Source organism: Chelativorans sp. M5D2P16, from assembly GCF_034427935.1.
GTDB lineage: Bacteria > Pseudomonadota > Alphaproteobacteria > Rhizobiales > Rhizobiaceae > Chelativorans.
Window position 1 is genome coordinate 84,597 of record NZ_JAXQNM010000002.1, and the last position, 17,704, is coordinate 102,300.

15 protein-coding genes are annotated in these 17,704 nt (G+C 64.6%); 10 read left to right on the top strand and 5 right to left on the bottom strand.

All coding sequences use genetic code 11. The annotated features are described in order from the left end of the window. Positions 1-59 precede the first annotated feature (59 nt). From panB to SIN08_RS00450, 6 genes are all read left to right on the top strand, one after another. Complete coding sequence (gene panB, locus SIN08_RS00425) at positions 60-905, top strand: 3-methyl-2-oxobutanoate hydroxymethyltransferase (RefSeq protein ID WP_322449485.1); 846 nt, start codon at positions 60-62, stop codon at positions 903-905. Then, entirely contained in the window at positions 902-1,801 is a 900-nt protein-coding gene (gene panC / locus SIN08_RS00430) for a pantoate--beta-alanine ligase (protein ID WP_322449486.1), read from the top strand. The genes panB and panC overlap by 4 nt, the downstream gene beginning before the upstream one ends. A gap of 132 nt (positions 1,802-1,933) precedes the next feature. Continuing rightward, complete coding sequence (recQ, locus tag SIN08_RS00435) at positions 1,934-3,742, top strand: DNA helicase RecQ (RefSeq protein ID WP_322449487.1); 1,809 nt, start codon at positions 1,934-1,936, stop codon at positions 3,740-3,742. Between the two features lie 583 nt (positions 3,743-4,325). After that, positions 4,326-5,672, top strand: a complete 1,347-nt coding sequence (locus SIN08_RS00440; RefSeq protein WP_322449488.1) for a TolC family protein — start codon at positions 4,326-4,328, stop codon at positions 5,670-5,672. Next, positions 5,669-7,870, top strand: coding sequence for a type I secretion system permease/ATPase (locus SIN08_RS00445; RefSeq protein WP_322449489.1), 2,202 nt, complete (start codon positions 5,669-5,671; stop codon positions 7,868-7,870). The genes SIN08_RS00440 and SIN08_RS00445 overlap by 4 nt, the downstream gene beginning before the upstream one ends. After that, positions 7,863-9,071, top strand: coding sequence for an HlyD family type I secretion periplasmic adaptor subunit (locus SIN08_RS00450; protein WP_322449490.1), 1,209 nt, complete (start codon positions 7,863-7,865; stop codon positions 9,069-9,071). Before SIN08_RS00445 ends, SIN08_RS00450 begins: the two co-directional genes overlap by 8 nt. 103 nt (positions 9,072-9,174) lie before the next feature. On the opposite strand, the gene SIN08_RS00455 is transcribed toward SIN08_RS00450, so the two are convergent. Further along, the gene (locus SIN08_RS00455; protein WP_322449491.1) at positions 9,175-10,053 is read right to left on the bottom strand and encodes a GntR family transcriptional regulator; all 879 of its coding nucleotides are present in this window, start codon (positions 10,051-10,053) and stop codon (positions 9,175-9,177) included. 268 nt (positions 10,054-10,321) lie between these two features. Between SIN08_RS00455 and SIN08_RS00460 the strand changes: the two genes are divergently transcribed. Genes SIN08_RS00460 through nagA form a run of 3 tightly spaced genes read left to right on the top strand, consistent with a single transcriptional unit; the run spans position 10,322 to position 13,399 of the window. Then, positions 10,322-11,221, top strand: a complete 900-nt coding sequence (locus SIN08_RS00460; RefSeq protein WP_322449492.1) for an N-acetylmuramic acid 6-phosphate etherase — start codon at positions 10,322-10,324, stop codon at positions 11,219-11,221. Beyond that, a complete protein-coding gene (locus tag SIN08_RS00465) occupies positions 11,214-12,242 on the top strand; it encodes an SIS domain-containing protein (RefSeq protein WP_322449493.1) in 1,029 nt (342 codons plus the stop codon). Before SIN08_RS00460 ends, SIN08_RS00465 begins: the two co-directional genes overlap by 8 nt. Continuing rightward, positions 12,239-13,399 carry an N-acetylglucosamine-6-phosphate deacetylase gene (gene nagA, locus SIN08_RS00470; RefSeq protein ID WP_322449494.1) on the top strand — a complete coding sequence of 387 codons (1,161 nt, stop codon included), beginning with the start codon at positions 12,239-12,241 and terminating at the stop codon, positions 13,397-13,399. Before SIN08_RS00465 ends, nagA begins: the two co-directional genes overlap by 4 nt. Before the next feature lie 13 nt (positions 13,400-13,412). Here nagA and SIN08_RS00475 read toward each other — a convergent pair whose 3' ends face one another. From SIN08_RS00475 to SIN08_RS00490, 4 genes are all read right to left on the bottom strand, one after another. Next, the gene (locus tag SIN08_RS00475; RefSeq protein ID WP_322449495.1) at positions 13,413-13,577 is read right to left on the bottom strand and encodes a hypothetical protein; all 165 of its coding nucleotides are present in this window, start codon (positions 13,575-13,577) and stop codon (positions 13,413-13,415) included. Positions 13,578-13,601: 24 nt separating this feature from the next. Continuing rightward, positions 13,602-15,020, bottom strand: a complete 1,419-nt coding sequence (locus tag SIN08_RS00480; protein ID WP_322449497.1) for a TRAP transporter large permease subunit — start codon at positions 15,018-15,020, stop codon at positions 13,602-13,604. Continuing rightward, positions 15,017-15,637 (bottom strand): TRAP transporter small permease subunit, encoded by a 621-nt coding sequence (locus SIN08_RS00485; RefSeq protein ID WP_322449499.1) that lies wholly within the window; start codon positions 15,635-15,637, stop codon positions 15,017-15,019. The genes SIN08_RS00480 and SIN08_RS00485 overlap by 4 nt, the downstream gene beginning before the upstream one ends. 78 nt (positions 15,638-15,715) lie before the next feature. Then, the gene (locus SIN08_RS00490) at positions 15,716-16,843 is read right to left on the bottom strand and encodes a TRAP transporter substrate-binding protein (RefSeq protein WP_322449500.1); all 1,128 of its coding nucleotides are present in this window, start codon (positions 16,841-16,843) and stop codon (positions 15,716-15,718) included. Between the two features lie 216 nt (positions 16,844-17,059). On the opposite strand from SIN08_RS00490, the gene SIN08_RS00495 reads away from it, so the two are divergent. After that, on the top strand, positions 17,060-17,701 hold the full coding sequence (locus SIN08_RS00495; protein ID WP_322449501.1) for a LysE family translocator: 642 nt from the start codon (positions 17,060-17,062) through the stop codon (positions 17,699-17,701). The last annotated feature ends 3 nt before the right edge of the window (positions 17,702-17,704 follow it).

Here is a 17,704-nt window from a genome sequence, read left to right on the forward strand (position 1 = left end):
TTCGCATTTGCGCCAGAATGTGTCATATGCCGCCCACCGCCTGGCATAAGGAGGACCACATGAGCGCATCGAGCAAGGCAGCCGCCATTACCGCGCCCGGGATCGCCCGGCACAAGGGCAAGCCGTCGCTGGTCTGTCTGACGGCTTATACCACCCCGGTCGCGGAACTCGTGGATGCCCACTGCGACATTGTTCTGGTCGGCGACAGCGTCGGCATGGTCATGCACGGGCTTTCCTCCACCCTTGGCGTCACCCTCGACATGATGATCATGCACGGCAAGGCCGTGCGCCGTGGGGTGAAGCGCGCGCTGATGGTCGTCGACATGCCATTCGGCACGTATGAGGAAAGCCCGGAACAGGCCTTTCGCAACGCCACCCGGCTGATGGCGGAGACCGGCTGCGCCGCCGTCAAGCTGGAGGGCGGCGAAGAGATGGCAGAGACGATTCGCTTCCTTTGTGCCCGCGGCATTCCGGTCATGGGCCACATCGGGCTGACGCCGCAGGCAGTGAACAGCCTCGGCGGCTACCGCGTGCAGGGCAGGGGCGAAGGCGCAGAGATCGTCAGGCGTGACGCAGCCGCCGTAGCGGAAGCCGGCGCCTTCTCCATTGTGCTCGAGAAAGTGCCGGATGGGCTCGGACGGCTGATCACCGAAGAGATTCCCGTTCCCACCATCGGCATCGGCGCGTCGGCCGCCTGCGACGGGCAGGTGCTCGTGACGGACGATATGCTGGGAATGTTTACGGCTTTCCGTCCGAAATTCGTCAAGCGCTATGCGGAACTCGGCCAGGCGGCGGATGCGGCTATCGCCGCATTCGCGCGGGAGGTGCGCGAGGGGCGTTTCCCGGCCGCCGAGCATGTTTTCGCAGACGAGATTCCGACAGCTCCACGGGGAGCAGCGGTATGAGCGTACCGATCGTTCGCACCGTCCCGGATCTGCGCGCCCGGGTGCGGGCGTGGCGGGAGGAGGGCGCGCGAATCGCCGTGGTGCCCACCATGGGAGCGCTCCACGAGGGGCATCTGAGCCTCGTGCGTGCGGCGCTGCGCCGGGCCGACCGCGTGATCGTCACGCTGTTCGTCAATCCCAAGCAATTCAACAGCGCCTCAGACCTTGCCGCCTATCCGCGCACGGAAGAAGAGGATGCGGCCAAGCTCGCTCCGCTCGGGGTGGATATCCTTTACGCTCCCGGCGCGGAGGAAATGTATCCGGAGGGCTTCGCCACGACCGTGTCGGTGGGCGATGTCAGCGAGGGCCTGTGCGGGGCCTTTCGTCCCGGCCATTTCGACGGCGTTGCGACAGTGGTCACGAAACTCCTGCTGCAGGCCGGAGCCGACCTCGCCTTTTTCGGCGAGAAGGATTTCCAGCAGCTGCAGGTGGTGCGCAGGCTGGTCCGCGATCTCGATATTCCCGTCGAAATCGTTGCCTGCCCGACGGTGCGGGAAGAGGACGGACTGGCGATATCCTCGCGCAATGTTCGCCTGTCGGAAACGGAGCGGCAGATCGCGCCGAAGCTGGCGGAGATTTTGCGCCTGGCGGCCGGGCGGATTGGCGCGGGCGCCCCGGTGGACCGGACCCTGGCGGACGCCCGGAGCGCGATCCTGGCAGCGGGATACGCGCGCCTCGAATATCTCGAATTGCGTTCGGAGGAGGACCTCGCCCCCCTTTCCACGCTGGACCGTCCCGCCCGGCTGCTCGCCGCCGCCTGGCTGGGCGAAATCCGGCTCATCGACAACATCCAGGTGATGCCGTTGCCGCAGAACGGCCTCGCCGGCGCTTCGGACCGGCAGCTGGAGGAAGGGTGATCCGGAGCCTGCCGCGTACGGGAGGCCGGCGGTGGGCCGATTTTCATTGGATGCGGCGGAGGGGCACGTGCAAACGGCCCGGCCGGCTGTTATGAAGCCGGCGGAGCTTCGTTCCCGCCAGCCTGTGTTTCAATGTCCCAGCCCCTGCATATCCTGAAGACAGTCTACGGCTACGAGGCCTTCCGCGGGCGCCAGGAAGAAGTCATCAGCCATGTGCTTGCGGGCCGCAACGCGTTCGTGCTGATGCCCACGGGGGGCGGCAAGTCACTTTGCTATCAGATCCCCGGGCTCTGCCGCCCGGGCCTGGGGATTGTCGTTTCTCCGCTGATTGCGCTGATGGCCGACCAGGTGGCGGCACTGCGTCAGGCGGGCGTGCGTGCGGCCGTCATGAATTCCACTCAGGCGTTTCAGGAAAGAGCGGATGTCTGGCGGGCGATCGGGGACGGTACCCTCGATCTCCTGTATGTGGCGCCGGAAACGCTGCTGAAGCCCGAAACGCTGGAGCGGCTGAGCCAAATCCGGCTTTCCCTGATCGCCATCGATGAGGCGCACTGTCTCTCGCAATGGGGCCATGACTTCCGGCCGGAATACCGCCGGCTCGATTGTCTGGTCTCGCATTTTCCCGACACGCCGCGGATCGCGCTTACGGCCACCGCCGATGCGCCCACGCGTGGTGAGATTCTGGAACACCTGCGGATTTCGGCCGAAGACAGCTTCGTAGCAGGCTTCGACCGTCCCAATATCCGCTATGCCATCGCCGAGAAGGACAGCCCGAGAAAGCAGATGCTGTCGCTTCTCGAGCGCTTCAAGGGCGAGAGCGGTATCATTTACTGCCTCCGCAAACGCACGACGGAGGAGATCGCCGCCTTTCTCAACGAGCGCGGCTTTACCGCACTTGCCTACCATGCCGGCCTCGACAAGGCCGTGCGTGAGGCCAACCAGACGCGCTTCCAGCGCGAGGAGGGGCTGATCATCGTCGCCACCACCGCGTTCGGCATGGGGATCGACAAGCCCGACGTGCGCTTCGTGCTCCATCTCGACCTGCCGGGCAGCATCGAGGCCTATTATCAGGAGACGGGGCGGGCAGGGCGCGACGGATTGCCGGCGGAGGCGCTGCTGCTTTACGGGTATGACGATATCGCGCTGCGACGCCGGTTCATCGACGAATCGGAAGCCTCGGAGCCGCGCAAACGCATGGAGCGGCAGAAGCTCGATGCTCTTCTGGGCCTGACCGAGACGGGCCGGTGCCGGCGCGAGATGTTGCTCGACTATTTCGGCGATGCCCACGCCCGGTGCGGCAACTGCGACAATTGCGAGGCGCCGCCCGCGCTCTTCGACGCCACGGTCTCCGCCTTGAAGGCGCTGTCGTGCATCTACCGGACCGGCGAGCGCTTCGGACAGGCGTACATCGTCTCGGTCCTTCTGGGGGCCGAAGACGAGCGCATCGCCCGTTTCGGCCATGACCGGATCTCCACCTACGGCATCGGCAGCGAGCATGATGCGCGGCAATGGCGGTCCATTCTGCGCCAGCTTGTCGCGCACGGGCTGGTGTCGGTCGACCTGGCAGGCCATGGCGGACTCTCGATATCGCAAAAAGGCCGGGATTTCCTGCGGGAAAAGCCGCAACTGATGCTGCGCGGGCCGAAGCAGAGGCAACGCAAGGACAGAAATGCTGCCGCACGCGCGGCCTCCGGCGCGGTCCCGGCCGAGGCGCAGGGACTTTTCGAGGCGCTGCGCGAAAAGCGCCTGGAGCTTGCTCGCGCCCAGGGCGTGCCGCCCTACGTCATCTTCCATGACAAAACCCTTGCGCAGATTGCTGCCGAACGTCCGGCAGACCGGCAGGCGCTTTCCGCCATTTCCGGCATCGGCGCGGCAAAGCTGGAGCGTTATGGCGACGTTTTCCTCAACGTCGTCGCACACCATGAGGGTGCCCGTTCCTAAGTCGGTAGTGCGTGCGTAATCGCGCACGGCACCACTTTGCCTTTGTCTTTGTCGCATGGCTGCGGCGCAAGTGATTCCCCCGCCTAAAAGAATGCTCCAAAGCCTGTTTGGACTTCGGACAAGACCGGGTCGGAGCAGGGAAGGCGGGCTCTTTGCGTCTAGCGGAATGCGCGGGCTGCTACCGGTGCTGGATCGTGCCGGTTCTTCACTCGTTTTTCGAAAGTTCGATATCCCCGGCTCACGAACCTAATGTGGCTCGACAACCGGTGCGTGTTCGTTTATTCCTTTCGTATATGATCTGTGGTTATAAACTATAATGTTTTCAAAGCGGTGATTTGACTATTTAAATATAGCTTTCCGTTATGTTGCAATACAGATTGCACGTAAACGCAGCTTCCGACCGGCCTCAGGGCAGTGACGGAGCGCGGGTTGGTTTGTCCTGAGTGTTTTCCGGGGCGACCAGTCGGAGGGCCGGCGTACTGCCAAAAGCAGTACGGCCTGTGGGCAGACGCCACTGTCGGTTTGAGATGTTCAGGAGCGGATTTTGGTTTTTAGGAATTTCTGCGAAGCGTTAGCGGCTACCATGGTCACAGCCCTTCTCGTTCAAGGGTGTGTGGGCGCGGTTGCGGACGGGACCGGCGACGTTGCGGCCGGGAAAACAGCGGAGCAGGCGCGAGCGCCGGAAGAGGAGCGCGCGCCGACGCCGCAGCGGCGGGTCCAGTCTGCGGTCGTTCCGACGGATTCGAAGCACGAGGGCGCCAGAAGCCTGCGAAGCTCCGTCGCCGCCGCACTCGGTCACAGTGCGGACGGGCGCAAAGCGCAGGCAAATCTTGCTGCTGCGGCAACGGACACCAAGATTGCCTACGCGGGGTACCAACCGACCATCCGGAGTGGGGTCGGCGTCGGGACGGACGACACCTATGATTTCAGTGTGACGGTTTCCCAGCCGCTTTTCGACTGGGGGCACACCCAACAAGAGGTCGGCAAGGCGAAGGCGCTGCAATCGGCGGCCTCTTCGCGGCTTTCCGCGACCTGGGAAGCGGATGCGCTGAACGCCGCAAAGGCACATATTGACCTGAAGCAAACGGAGGAACTGGTCGCGCTAGCCGAGAAGAACGTGACGGTTCACAAGCGTTTCACCGCCTTGGCGAAGGATCGCACGGAAGGCGGTGTCGGTGACGCTACCGAGATTGAACTTGCCGGCGTTCACGAGGCGACAGCCGAATCGACGCTGGAGCAGGTGCGTGGTGCGCTGCTTGACGCGCGCAGTACCTATATCTCGAGGACAGGCGTTCAACCGGACAATCTGGCGCCTGTCCCGGAACTCGCCCTGTCGCTGCCGCAGGGCAGTGACTTCGAGGCGGCGACCGACGAAGCGCCGACCGTCAAGAGCGCCCGCGCGGAGGGGCAGGCGGCCCGTCACGCCGTGAAATCGGAACGGAAGGGCCTGTTGCCGACGCTGAGTGCCGAGGCTTTCGCCCGTCGTGACGAGAACGACAACGAGACCGAAACGGGCATCGGTTTGCGGCTGAGGGGGCCGACACTCGTCGGACTCAGCAGCTTCAGCAAGGTGGAAGCTGCACGGTTGCGCGCCGAGAGTGCCACATGGGCCGCCGAATCGGCGCGGCGCGAGGTGAGGCTGCAGGTTCATGAACTCTTCGACCGCGAGCCGATTCTCCGCAAGCGGATCGGCATCCTCTCGCAGCAGCTGAAAAAGGCGCGCGCCCTGCGCGATCTTTACGAGGACCAGTTCAAAATCGGCCAGCGCAAGCTCGCCGATCTGGTCAATGTGCAGGCGGACGTCTTCCGCTTTGAGCGGGATCTGGTGGAAGCGCACGCCAAAATCCGCGAACTCCAATACTCGGCGGCGGCTTCCCTCGGAACACTGGTGGAGACGCTCGGCCTGAAATCGGGCGGAGGCATGGAATGACGACAAAAGGAACCGGGAGCAACGAAAAGAAGCCGGTGCCGAGGCAGGCTTCGCACGGCCCGCGCGACGATCTGCTTGAAGGGCTTCTCCTTCTGTGCCGGCTTCATCACCGGCCGACCACGGCAAGTGAGTTGACGGCCGGCCTGCCGCTCGCGGACGGACGGATGACGGTGCCGCTGCTGCGCCGCGCGGCTGCCCGTGCCGACGTCGATGTGCGGGTGCGGGAGGTCACGGATCTCGGCGCTGTTCGCGCCGCGCTCCTGCCGGTTCTCCTGCTCCAGCGTGACGGTTCCGTGTGCGTTCTCTCCAAGATCGGGGAAGAAGAATGCACCATCCTCTTGCCGGAGGTGGAGACGCGCGAGCAGGTGGTGCCGCGTGCCGCGCTTCAAGCAAACCACGCGGGCCTCATCGTCTATGCCGCCCCGCTGGCGCGCGAGGACGACCGGGCCGACGATTTCGCGCCGACGTCGCGGGGGCACTGGTTCTGGAGCGAGTTCTCCCGCTACAAGTGGAACATCGGGGAAATCGCCTTGGCGGCGGCCGTCGCCAACCTGCTCGCCATCACCACCTCGCTTTTTTCCATGCAGGTCTATGACCGCGTGGTGCCGAATCTCGCCTTCGCCACCTTATGGGTGCTCGCGAGCGGCGTGGGGCTCGCCATCCTGATCGAAGCATCGATGCGCATCGTGCGTGGTCATTTGATGGACATCGTCGGCCGCCGCCTCGACCTGGCTCTCTCGTCGCGGATCTTCGAACGCGCGCTCGGGATCCGGCTCGAGGCGCGGCCGAAATCGACCGGTTCCTTCACCAATCAGGTTCGCGAATTCGATGCGGTGCGGGAATTCTTCACCTCCACCACCATCGGCGCGGTGAGCGACCTTCCCTTTGTCGCCTTCTTCATCATCGTGATCGCGCTGATCGGCGGGCCGGTGGCCTGGGTGCTGGTGGCCGCTGTTCCCTGCATCGTCCTGCCCGGCATCCTGGCGCAGTGGCCGCTGTCGCGCATGTCTAGCATGCACCTGAAGGAAAGCTCGATCCGCAACGGGCTTCTGATCGAAGCGATGTCGGGCGTGGAGACGGTCAAATCCCTGCAAGCGGAGGGCCGTTTCCAGAGACTGTGGGAGGAATATGCGGTGCTGCTTGCCGGTAACGGCATGCGCATGAGGGTGCTTTCTGCGGTGCTCACCTATTCGGCGACCGCCGTCCAGCAGGCATCCTATGTCATGGTCATGATCGTCGGCGTCTACCAGATCGCCGCCGGCAACATGACCACGGGTGCGCTGCTGGCCTGCGCCATTCTATCCTCGCGCACCATCGCACCGCTGACTCAGCTCGCCAATATCTTTTCACGCTGGCAGCACATGCGGGCGGCGCTCGGCGGCATGGAGGCGATCATGCAGGCGCCCGTCGACCGGCCGGCGGAGCGCAAATTCGTTCACCGCCCCCGCCTTAAGGGAGCCTATCAGCTGGAGGATGTCGCTTTCCAATACGACCGGGAAAGCGAACCCGCGTTGAACATACCCGCCCTGAGCCTGACCCCGGGAGCGAAGGTGGCGCTGCTCGGCGCGAACGGTTCCGGCAAGTCCACGCTGCTCAAGCTTCTGTCGGGCCTCTATCATCCCCTGAAGGGGCAACTCTCGCTCGACGGCACCGATATCCGGCAGATCGATCCTGCCGACATCCGCAGGGCGGTGGCCTATCTGCCGCAGGACGTGCGGCTTTTCCACGGCACGCTGCGCGAGAACCTCAATCTGGGCCTCACCCTGCGCGAGGATGAGGAACTGCTGGAAGCGCTTGCCTTCGTCGGTGCCGAGGAGCTCGTCCGCGGGCACCCACTCGGTCTCGACCGGCAGATCGGCGAGGGTGGGGCGGGCGTTTCCGGCGGCCAGCGCCAGTCAATCGGGTTGGCGAGGATCTGGCTGCGCGATCCGCGCGTCGTGCTCCTCGACGAGCCGACGGCGGCCATGGATCAGGCTTTGGAAGCGCGCGTGATCGGAAACATGGACGATTGGCTTTCCGGGCGCACCCTGGTGTTGGCGACGCATCGCCAGGCAGTCCTAACGCTGGTCGATCACGCGATGATCCTCAGAAACGGGCGGATTGTGGCGAATGAACCGGTCGAAAACGTCCTGGGGAATGTTTCCGCCAAGCGCCGGCCCGCCAAGGTGGTTGTAGCGGGGAGCGCCGGCAATGACTGACAGTCTCGACAATGCCGCCGGCGAGAGCCACGTTGCCGGACGTCTGCTTGACAATCCGCTGGCAAAAGCCGTCACGCAACGCTCTGTGCTGTGGCTGACGGTTCTGGCCGTCCTCATCTTCTTCCTGTGGGCGGCCAACGCGCCGCTCGACGAAGTGACTCGCGGCATGGGAAAGGTCGCGCCGCTCAGCCGTGGACAGGTGATCCAGAGCCTGGAAGGCGGGATCGTTGCCGACATCCTCGTGCGGGAGGGTGAGGAGGTATCCGCAGGGCAGGTCCTGGCGGTGCTCAACGACGCGCAGATCCGGGCGGCCTATCGGGATCTGAACGGACAGGTGATCCAACTGCGCGCCTCGCTCAGCCGCCTTCACGCCGAGCAGGACGGCGCCGACGAGGTGCAGTTCGATGCCGAAACCGCGAAACACCCCGAGGTGGTGGAGGTGGAGCGGGAACTCTTCGTGGCGCGGCAGCGGAACTTCATCGAAGCGATCGCCACGCTGGAGGAGCGTCAGAAGATGGCGCAGCGTGAGCTGGATCTCGTCGGCCCGATGGTCGAGCGCGGCGCGGCGAGCGTCGTCGATGAAATCCAGCTGCAGCGCGTGATCGCGGATCTGAGGGGCGAGCTTGCAAAAACGCGCAACGGCTATTTTCAGGAGATCAACACCGAGATCACCGAAAGGAGCGCCAAGCTGCACAGTCTGGAACAGCAGCTTGCGCAGAAGCGTGATGCGCTGAAACGCACCGAGATGCGCTCGCCGGTGCGGGGGATCGTCAAGAATCTCAGGATGACCACCCGCGGCGGCGTGATCGCGCCGGGCGAGACGATCATGGAAATCGTGCCGCTTGACGATCAGCTCTACGTGGAAGCGCAGATCCGGCCACGGGACGTGGCGTTCCTCCGTCCGGGGCTGCCGGCCACGGTCAAGATCACCGCTTACGATTTTTCGATCTACGGCGCGCTTTCGGGAGAACTCGTCTTCATCAGCGCGGACACGATACGCGATGAAACCCGCACCGACAGCGAACCCTACTACCGCGTGCGGGTGCTGACCGACAGCGCATATCTCGAAGGACCGGACGGCCCGCTTCCGATCAAGCCCGGCATGGTCGCCGAAGTCGACATCCAGACGGGCAGCAAGACGGTTCTGGACTACCTTCTGAAGCCAATCCTCAAGGGGCAGCAGGCGCTGAGCGAGCGATAAGGCGGTGGCGGGAGAGCCCGGTAGCGGTTTTCGTTCGACATCGCGCGCGGTCGGATGGTCGGATCATGCCACCGTTTTCACGCAACGGCGGGCATGATCTCTTTCAAGCCGCTCCGTCGCCGCCTTTGCGGCGCGGCAGGGTAAGCTCGGCGACAAAGTCGAAACGATCGCCGCGATAATGGGAGCGTGTGAATTCCACCGTGCGGCCGTCGGCGAGGCGCGAAGTCCGCTCGATGTAGAGCGCGGGCGCGCCCGCCTCGGCCTCCAGGAGGGCGGCTTCGCGTTCCGGCAGCGCGCAGGCATGCATACGCTGCAACGCCTTTTCGGGGTAGGCACCGGCCCTGGACAGTTCCTCATAGAGGGAATCACCCATGCTCTCCAACGGCGGCAGCAGATCGGCCGGAACGGTTGCCAGTTCGACGGCCAGCGGAAACCCGTCCGCCAGCCGGATGCGGTAGAGGCGCGCGATCCGGTCTTGCGGCGACAGGCCCAGCACCATGGCCTCATGGGCCGTGGGACGTGCGTATTCGCAGGTGAGCCAGCGCACCGAAGGCTTGCGCCCGTAGGAGATCATGTCCTCGCTGAAGCCGGTGACGCTCGCCAGCGGCTGCTCGATCCGTTCGACGGGCGGGCGAACATAGGTGCCCGAGCCGCGGCGCTGGTCCACCAGCCCTTCATGGGCGAGCAGGTCAATGCCCTTGCGGATCGTCACGCGTGAAAGAGAGGTGGCGTCGGCGATGGTGCGCTCCGAGGGCAAGGCCTCGCCCGGGCGCAGCCTGCCTTCCTCGATGAACTTGCGCAGAAGCGTGGCCATCTGCATGTAGAGCGGCGTCGGATTGTCCGCCTTCTCGGCGAACCGCTCCCGGGCGAGCAACTCCTGCAAGCTTTCCTTCCGCTCCATGCCGGTTCCCGATCGTTTGCCGCGGCGCAGGCCGACATGTCGTCCACGGTCCTGTTCCTCGCCCGGTTCGCCTGTGCGCACCGCGCTGCCTATATACGCCAGTTATCTACCAGTTCGCAGGCGGGGGCAAGCGGGGCCGTGCGCCCGCGTGGTATCTCCCCACTGCCATTTTTGAAAAGATGCTGTAAAATTTCCATGGTTTTCTCGATTGCGCCGGAGCCCATCAACGGCGGTGGGAGCCATTTCGGGGATTTGCCGCCCGGCCCGGTGGAAAACGGCCGAAAAGCTGCTATAGCACTTTGGTATCATATTGGTTCTATCGCGGCAGAACGAAACCGGGATAACCGCCATGCAGACGGAAAGCGCTAATCCTGAATACGGTGACCTGGAGCGGGCCGGCGAGGCGCGGATGCTTCGGGTGCTGCTGGAAGGCCAGCAGACGGCGTACGCCGCCGTTGCGCGGGCGCTGCCCGATTTGGAAAAGGTGCTTGCGGCGATGATCGCCCGGCTGCGCGGATCGCAAGGGCGCATCTTCTATGTGGGCGCCGGCACGTCCGGACGGCTCGCCGTCCTTGACGGGCTTGAACTGAACACCACCTTCGGCTGGCCGCCGGAGCGGCTGGTGCTGCTGCTGGCCGGCGGAGATTCGCTCACCCTTTCCAATGAAAATGCCGAGGATGACGCCGATTCGGCCCGGCTGGCGATCGAACGGGCCGCGTGCGGGCCCGACGACGTGGTGCTGGCGCTGGCCGCAAGCGGCACGACGCCGTATACCCTGTCTGCCGCCCGGACGGCACGCGCCCGGCATGCCCTTGTCATCGCTTTCGCCAACAATGCGGACACACCGTTGTTATCGGCCGCCACGCATGGCGTGCTGCTCGAGACCGGCCCGGAGGTGCTGGCCGGCTCGACGCGCCTTGCCGCTGGCACCAGCCAGAAGATCGTCCTCAACATGCTCTCCACTGCGCTCATGATGCGGCTCGGCAAGGTCTTTCGGGGGCAGATGGTCGACATGCAGGCCTCCAACGCCAAGCTGCGCCGGCGCGCCGTCGCCATGCTGACCGACATCACGGGGGTGGGGGAGGCCGAGGCCGTAAGCGCGCTCGAAAAGACGGGTTACCGCGTGAAACCCGCCATCCTCGTCGTCGGTGGCATGGAGGCGGAGGCGGCAGACGCCGCGCTCGCGCGTCACGGCTGCGATCTTCATGCGGTTCTAAACAACCGGAACACGGAGCCGGGCGATGGGTAAGCACCCCTCATTGATGTTCAAGGAGACCGGCGAGGCGGCGGATGCGGTTGCGCGCCTACTTGCGCGGGAGAAACCGGTTTTCGCCGAGATCGGGCGGCTCATCGGACAGCGCCGCCCATCCGTCGTTACGGTCGCCGCGCGCGGCTCCTCGGATCATGCGGTGAGCTTCTTCAAATATCTGTTCGAGATTACGGCCGGGATTCCCGTCGCATCCATCGGGCCCTCCGTCGTTTCCGTCTACCGTGCCACGCTGAACGTGCCGAACGGCCTGCACGTCACCGTATCCCAATCGGGCGCAAGTCCCGACATCATCGCCGTGCAGGAGGAGGCGAAGCGGGGCGGCGCGACGACGCTGGCGGTCGTCAACGTCGAAGACAGCCCGCTGGCGCACGCGGCGGACGTCGTGCTGCCGATCCATGCCGGCGAGGAGAAAAGCGTGGCGGCCACGAAATCCTTCATCGCTTCGGCCGCCGCGCTCGCCGCGCTGACGCAGGCCGCGACGGGCGAGGCGGCGCTGACCGGCGGCCTGACGCAGTTGCCCGAGATGCTTCGGCGTGTCTGCGAAGCCGATTGTGCTGATGCCCTTCCGATGCTTTCCGACGCGCAGTCGCTCTATACGGCCGGACGCGGCCCGGGCTTCGCAATCGCGCTGGAGGCGGCCTTGAAGGCGAAGGAGACGGCGAAGCTTCATGCGGAGGCGTTTTCGCTGGCGGAACTGATGCACGGGCCCATGCAGCTCGTCGAGCGGGGATTTCCCATCCTTGCCTTCCTGCAGGAGGATGAGGCGCTTTCGGCGAGCACGGCCGCGCTGGACAAACTCAAGGCCCTGGGCGCGGGGGTGGTGTGCTTTTCTTCACGAGCGGGGGGTGACACGGTTACGGTTCCCTCGACCGGTTACGCAAAGCTCGATCCGCTGGTCGCGATCGCCGCCTATTACCGGTTGATCGAGCGCCTGGCGCGCGAGCGGGGGCTCGACCCGGATACGCCTGAAAGGCTCCGCAAAGTCACGGAGACCATGTGATGGATGTGGCTATCCTCACCGGCGCGCGGCTGTTCGACGGGGAGCGCTTTCGCGATGGCCAGGCGCTCGTCCTCGAAGACGGGCGGGTGAAGGCGCTCGTGCCGGTGGCGGAGGTGGGAAGCAGCGAGACCATCGTCCGGCTGGACGGCGGAATCCTCGCCCCCGGCTTCATAGACGTCCAGGTCAATGGCGGCGGCGGGCGCATGCTCAACAACGATCCCTCGGCCAAGACCATGGCCGAGATCGCCGCAGCCCATCGCCGCTACGGCACGACGGCGCTGCTGCCGACGCTGATCACCGACACGCGCGACGTGACCGAGGTCGCCATTGCGGGGGCCATCGAGGCCTGCCGGTCGGACGGCGGCGTTGCCGGCCTCCATCTCGAAGGGCCGCATCTTGCCCCCTCGCGCCGCGGGGCGCATCTGGCGGCCTTGATGCGGCCGATGGCGGAGGCGGACGTGGAGCGGCTGTGCCGTGCGGCGGAACTGCTCCCCCGTCTGCATGTCACGCTTGCCTGCGAGCAGGTGACGGTCGCCCAGGTCGAGCGGCTGGCCAGGGCGGGTGTCGTGGTGAGCCTTGGCCATACCGATTGCGCCTGTGACGACGCAAAGCGGTTCTTCGAAGCCGGTGCACGGGGTGTGACGCATCTTTTCAACGCCATGAGCGGGCTTTCCCACCGTGCGCCGGGGCTGGTGGGCGCGGCCCTCGATACGGGAGCGGCCTGGTGCGGCATCATCGCCGACGGCCACCATGTCGATCCGGTGGCGCTGGGCATTGCGCTGCGCGCCAAGCGCGGGGCGGGCCGGCTCTATCACGTCACCGACGCCATGGCGCTGGTGGGCAGCGCCGCCGACAGCTTCACACTGAACGGGCGCACGGTGCGGCGCGAGCCTGGTGCGGTGTGCTCCCGGCTCGTGCTGGAGGACGGGACCCTGGCCGGCTCGGATCTCGACATGGCGTCGGCGGTCCGGTTCGGCGTCGAGGTGCTGGGATTGGCGATCGATGAATCGCTCAGGATGGCCAGCGCCTATCCGGCGCTCTATCTCGGCATCGAGCACGAGCGCGGGTTCCTGAAGCCCGGCTGCCGCGCCGACTGCGTGCATCTCAGCGACACGCTCGCGGTGGAACGGGTGTGGCTCGGCGGCAAGCCGCAATAGCGCCCACTGGTATCTATTTCCTGTTGCGGAAGAGCTGGTTCCAGAAATCGAAATAGACAAGGGCGAGCACGACCGCCGTCACGACGATCAGCGCCGGACGTGGCACAGAGACGACGAAGATGCCGAGATAGAGCGTCAGCGCAGCCAACGCGACCAGGGCAATAATGCGGTCAAGCATGAGCGGCTCTCCATTCCCGCCTGTTCATCGTCCGTAGAAGAGCTCCGGTAGCCAATAGATCACCGCCGGCACGTTGTAGAGGATGACCATCGCCAGGACCACCATCAAGAGATAGGGCAGGGAGCCCGCGAATATCTGTGTCAGCCGCACATGGGGTGGGGCGATCCCCTTCAGATAGTAGGCCGACATGGCCATGGGCGGCGTCAGGAAGGATGTTTGCAGGTTGAGCGCGATCAGGATGCCGAAGAACAGCGGGTCGATGTCGAAGAGCGGCAGCAGCGGCAGGAAGATCGGCACGAAGATGATGATGATTTCCGACCACTCCAGTGGCCAGCCAAGCAGGAAGATGATGATCTGCGCCAGGATCAGGAACTGCAGCGGCGTCAGGCTGAGGCCCTCGACGAACTCGCGGATGAGCTGCTCGCCGCCGAGATAGGAAAAGACCGAGGCGAACACCCACGAACCGACGAAAAGCCAGCATACCATCGCCGTGGTGCGCACGGTCAGGTAGACCGATTCCTGCAGGCGCCGCCAGGTGAGCGCGCGATAGGCGACGGCCAGCGTCAACCCGCCCAGCGCGCCGATGGCGGCCGCTTCCGAGGGGGTGGCGAAGCCGAAGAGGATGGCACCCAGCACGGCGACGATGAGGAAGGCGAGCGGGAAGAAGGAGGTCAGCAGCATCCAGGCGATCTGCAGCAGGCCGATATCTCCGCCCATCTTTTCCGCCTTGGGCGCGATACTGGGCTGCAGCGTGGCACGGCCGACGATATAAAGCAGATAAAGGCCCGCCAGCAGGAAGCCGGGCAAGAGCGCCCCGGCATAGAGGCGTACGATCGAGACGCCGGAGGTTGCCGCGTAGACGATCAGCATGATCGAGGGTGGTATGAGGATACCCAGCGTGCCACCGGCGCAGATGACGCCCGATGCATAGCGCGTCTCGTAGCGCGCCTTCAGCATGGCGGGATAGGCCAGCAGGCCCATCAAGGTGACGACGGCGCCGACGATGCCCGTTGCGGTGGCGAAGAGCGCGCAGGTGATCAGCGCCGCCACGGCCATCGAGCCCGGCACCCGGCGCGTCGTGACGCTCAGGGTCTGGAACAGGCGGTCGACGATGTTGGCGCGCTCGACGATATAGCCCATGAACAGAAAGAGCGGCACGGCGGTCAGAACGTCGTTCGCCATGACCGAATAGGTCTGGTTGACGAACAGGTCGAACACGCGGTTGTTGAAGAAGCCGCCGACCCAATGCTGGACCAGCGACATCGTGTCGGCGTCCTCCTCCAGGGCGCGCGCGTATTGGATCCACATGCGGTCGGCGTTGTAATAGGCGTAGTAGCCGAAGCCGATGCCCATCGCCATCAGCGTGAAGGCGATCGGAAACCCTAAGAGAATGATGAAGATGAAGATGCCGAGCATGGCCACCGCCACCTGAGGGTCGGTCATGAGCGCGGCTCCCTCGGCTCGGTGATGTCGATTGCTTCGCTGCCGTGGCGGAGCGCCTCGGCGCCTTCACGCTGAAGCAGTGTCTCGAGCTCCTCCACGTCCTCGACATGGCGGGGCCATTCGCCGGTGCGGATGGTGATGATGCAGCGGCAGACCTGGGCGATGCCCTGGATCACGAGCAGCACGCCGGCGGCGATGATGATGGTCTTGAACTGATAGATCGGCACATTGGCCGGGCTCATTGTGCTGACCTCGAGATAGCGCCAGGAGCGGCTGGCATATCGCCAGCCGGAAAAGACGAGCGCCAGGACACCGGGGAAGAAGAAGATGAAGTAAAGCGCCAGTTCGACCTTCGCCTGCGTGGCGGGGCTCCACAGCCGATAGATGAAGTCGCCCCGCACGTGACCGTCGCGCGAAAGCGTATAGGCACCGGCCATCATGAAGAGCGTGCCGTACATGATGTAGGTCAGGTCGAAGGCCCAGACGGTCGGCGCATTGAAGGCGTAGCGCGCAACGACCTCGTAGCTGACGGCGAGCGTCATCAGGACCACGCACCAGGCGAATGCCTTACCGAACCATGCCGAGACCTGATCGGCGAAAGCGATATAGCGAAGCATTGGAGCAGGTTACCGTTGAGAGGGGATCCGGCAGCCGCGCCTGGCCGCCGGATCGCATTCCTTCATGCCGGCCGGGCCCTAGAGGGACAGCTTGCCGGGGAAGTAGTGCTCGTAGGCAAGGGTCAGATCCGGCGCGTTCGTCAACTCGTAGAAGACGACCCGCTCCACCCATTCGCGCTGGCTGTCGAGGACGCGCTTCATGAATTCGTCCTCTTCCAGCATCGGGATGAGTTCGTCCCAGGCCTGGAGCTGCGCGTCGAGAATCTCCTGCGACGTGCGGTGCACGGTGACATCGTGCTCCTCCTGAAGCGTCTGGAGATCGGCCGAATATTGATCGAGTGCCAGGGCCGTGTTGGCCGTGCTTACCGCTTCCACGCCATATTCCAGGATGGCCTGGAGATCGTCGTCGAGAGAGTCGAAGACATCCCTGTTGAACAGGAACTCGAAAGATTCGCTCGCCTGATGATAGGAGGAGAGGAAATAGTTCTTTGCCACGTCCTGTGCGCCGAAGCGCATATCGGAGGACGGATTGTTGAACTCGAAGGCATCAATGACACCACGTTCCATGGCCGGCACGATCTCGCCGCCGGGCAGTTGGGCAACCGACAAGCCCATCTCCTGCATGAGATCGGCGGCCAGTCCGACCGTGCGGTACTTGAAGCCCTGGACATCCTCCACGGTGGTGACCGGTTCCTTGAACCAGCCGAAGGGCTGTGCCGGCATCGGGAAGCCGTAGAAGCCGACGACATTGAGGCCGAGAATGTCCTGGGTCAGTTCGCGATAGAACTCCTTGCCGCCGCCCTGGTGAAACCAGGCGAGCATGGTGGTGGCGCTGCCGCCGAACACCGGACCCGTGCCGAAGAGCGAGGCGGCCTTGTGCTTGCCGTACCAGTAGACCGGCACGGTGTGCGCGGCATCGAGTATGCCGTCATGCACCGCGTCGAGCACCTGGAAAGCGCCGACGACTGCGCCGGCGGGCAGGAGATCGATCCTGATACGGCCGCCGGACATCCGTTCCACCCGCTCGATGTACTGGCGCGCGAAGTCCATCCAGATATCGGACGACGGCCATGACGTCTGCATCTTGATGGTCACGGGCGTCTGCGCGTGAACGGCGGGCGCCGCCAGGGTGCCGGTTGCGGCGGCCCCGGCCGCCACCGTGGCGTTGCCAATGAATTTTCGGCGTGAAACCTTGTTGTCACTCATCGTCATTCCTCCCATTTTCGACTGGATTTGTTTTTGTTCTCCAGTATGGCAGCAAGCTACCTTCTTGATCATGCACGAAAAGCCGTTGAGTGAAAAACCATCTTCCAGAGACTTACCACCAAAGCGGTATGCTATGTACCTCGAAAGAGGTATGCCGCTGGCTCTCTGTGAGAAGCTGCGTTAGCCTGGCAACCTGCGAACCCTGACAGGAACCCCATGAGCTTCGTTCCCGATTTCACCACCATCGCGCAGTTCGCCGTGGCGACCTTCGTCATCGCCATCACGCCGGGCCCGGACATGACCCTTTTCGTGGGGCGCGCGCTCGCGCAGGGCCGTGCGGCCGGGTTTGCCTGCATGTTCGGGGCGATGACCGGCATTCTCGTGCACACCGTCCTGGTGGCCGTGGGGCTGTCCGCCCTCATCGTAGCCTCGCCGGCGGCTTTTCTCGCATTGAAGGTCTTCGGCGCGGGCTATCTGGTTTGGCTCGCCTGGCAGGCCATCCGCCATGGATCGGCCTTTTCGCCCGAGGCGCGCGCCGATGGCGGGCGTTCGCTCGTGAAGAACTGGGCGACCGGGCTCGGCATCAATCTCATGAATCCGAAGATCATCCTGTTCTTCATGACCTTCCTGCCGCAATTCGTTTCAGCAAGCGATCCGCACGCTTCCGCGAAGCTCCTTTTTCTGGGTGTTCTGTTCATTCCGCTGTCGTTGCCGATCACCACGCCGATGGTGCTCGCCGCGGACGGGTTCTCACAGCTTCTGAGGAAAAGCCCGAAGGTGACGCGCGCGGTCGATTACCTGTTCGCCGGCGTGTTCTCCGCTTTCGCGCTGAAGATTCTCACGACGCAGGCGCGGTAGCGC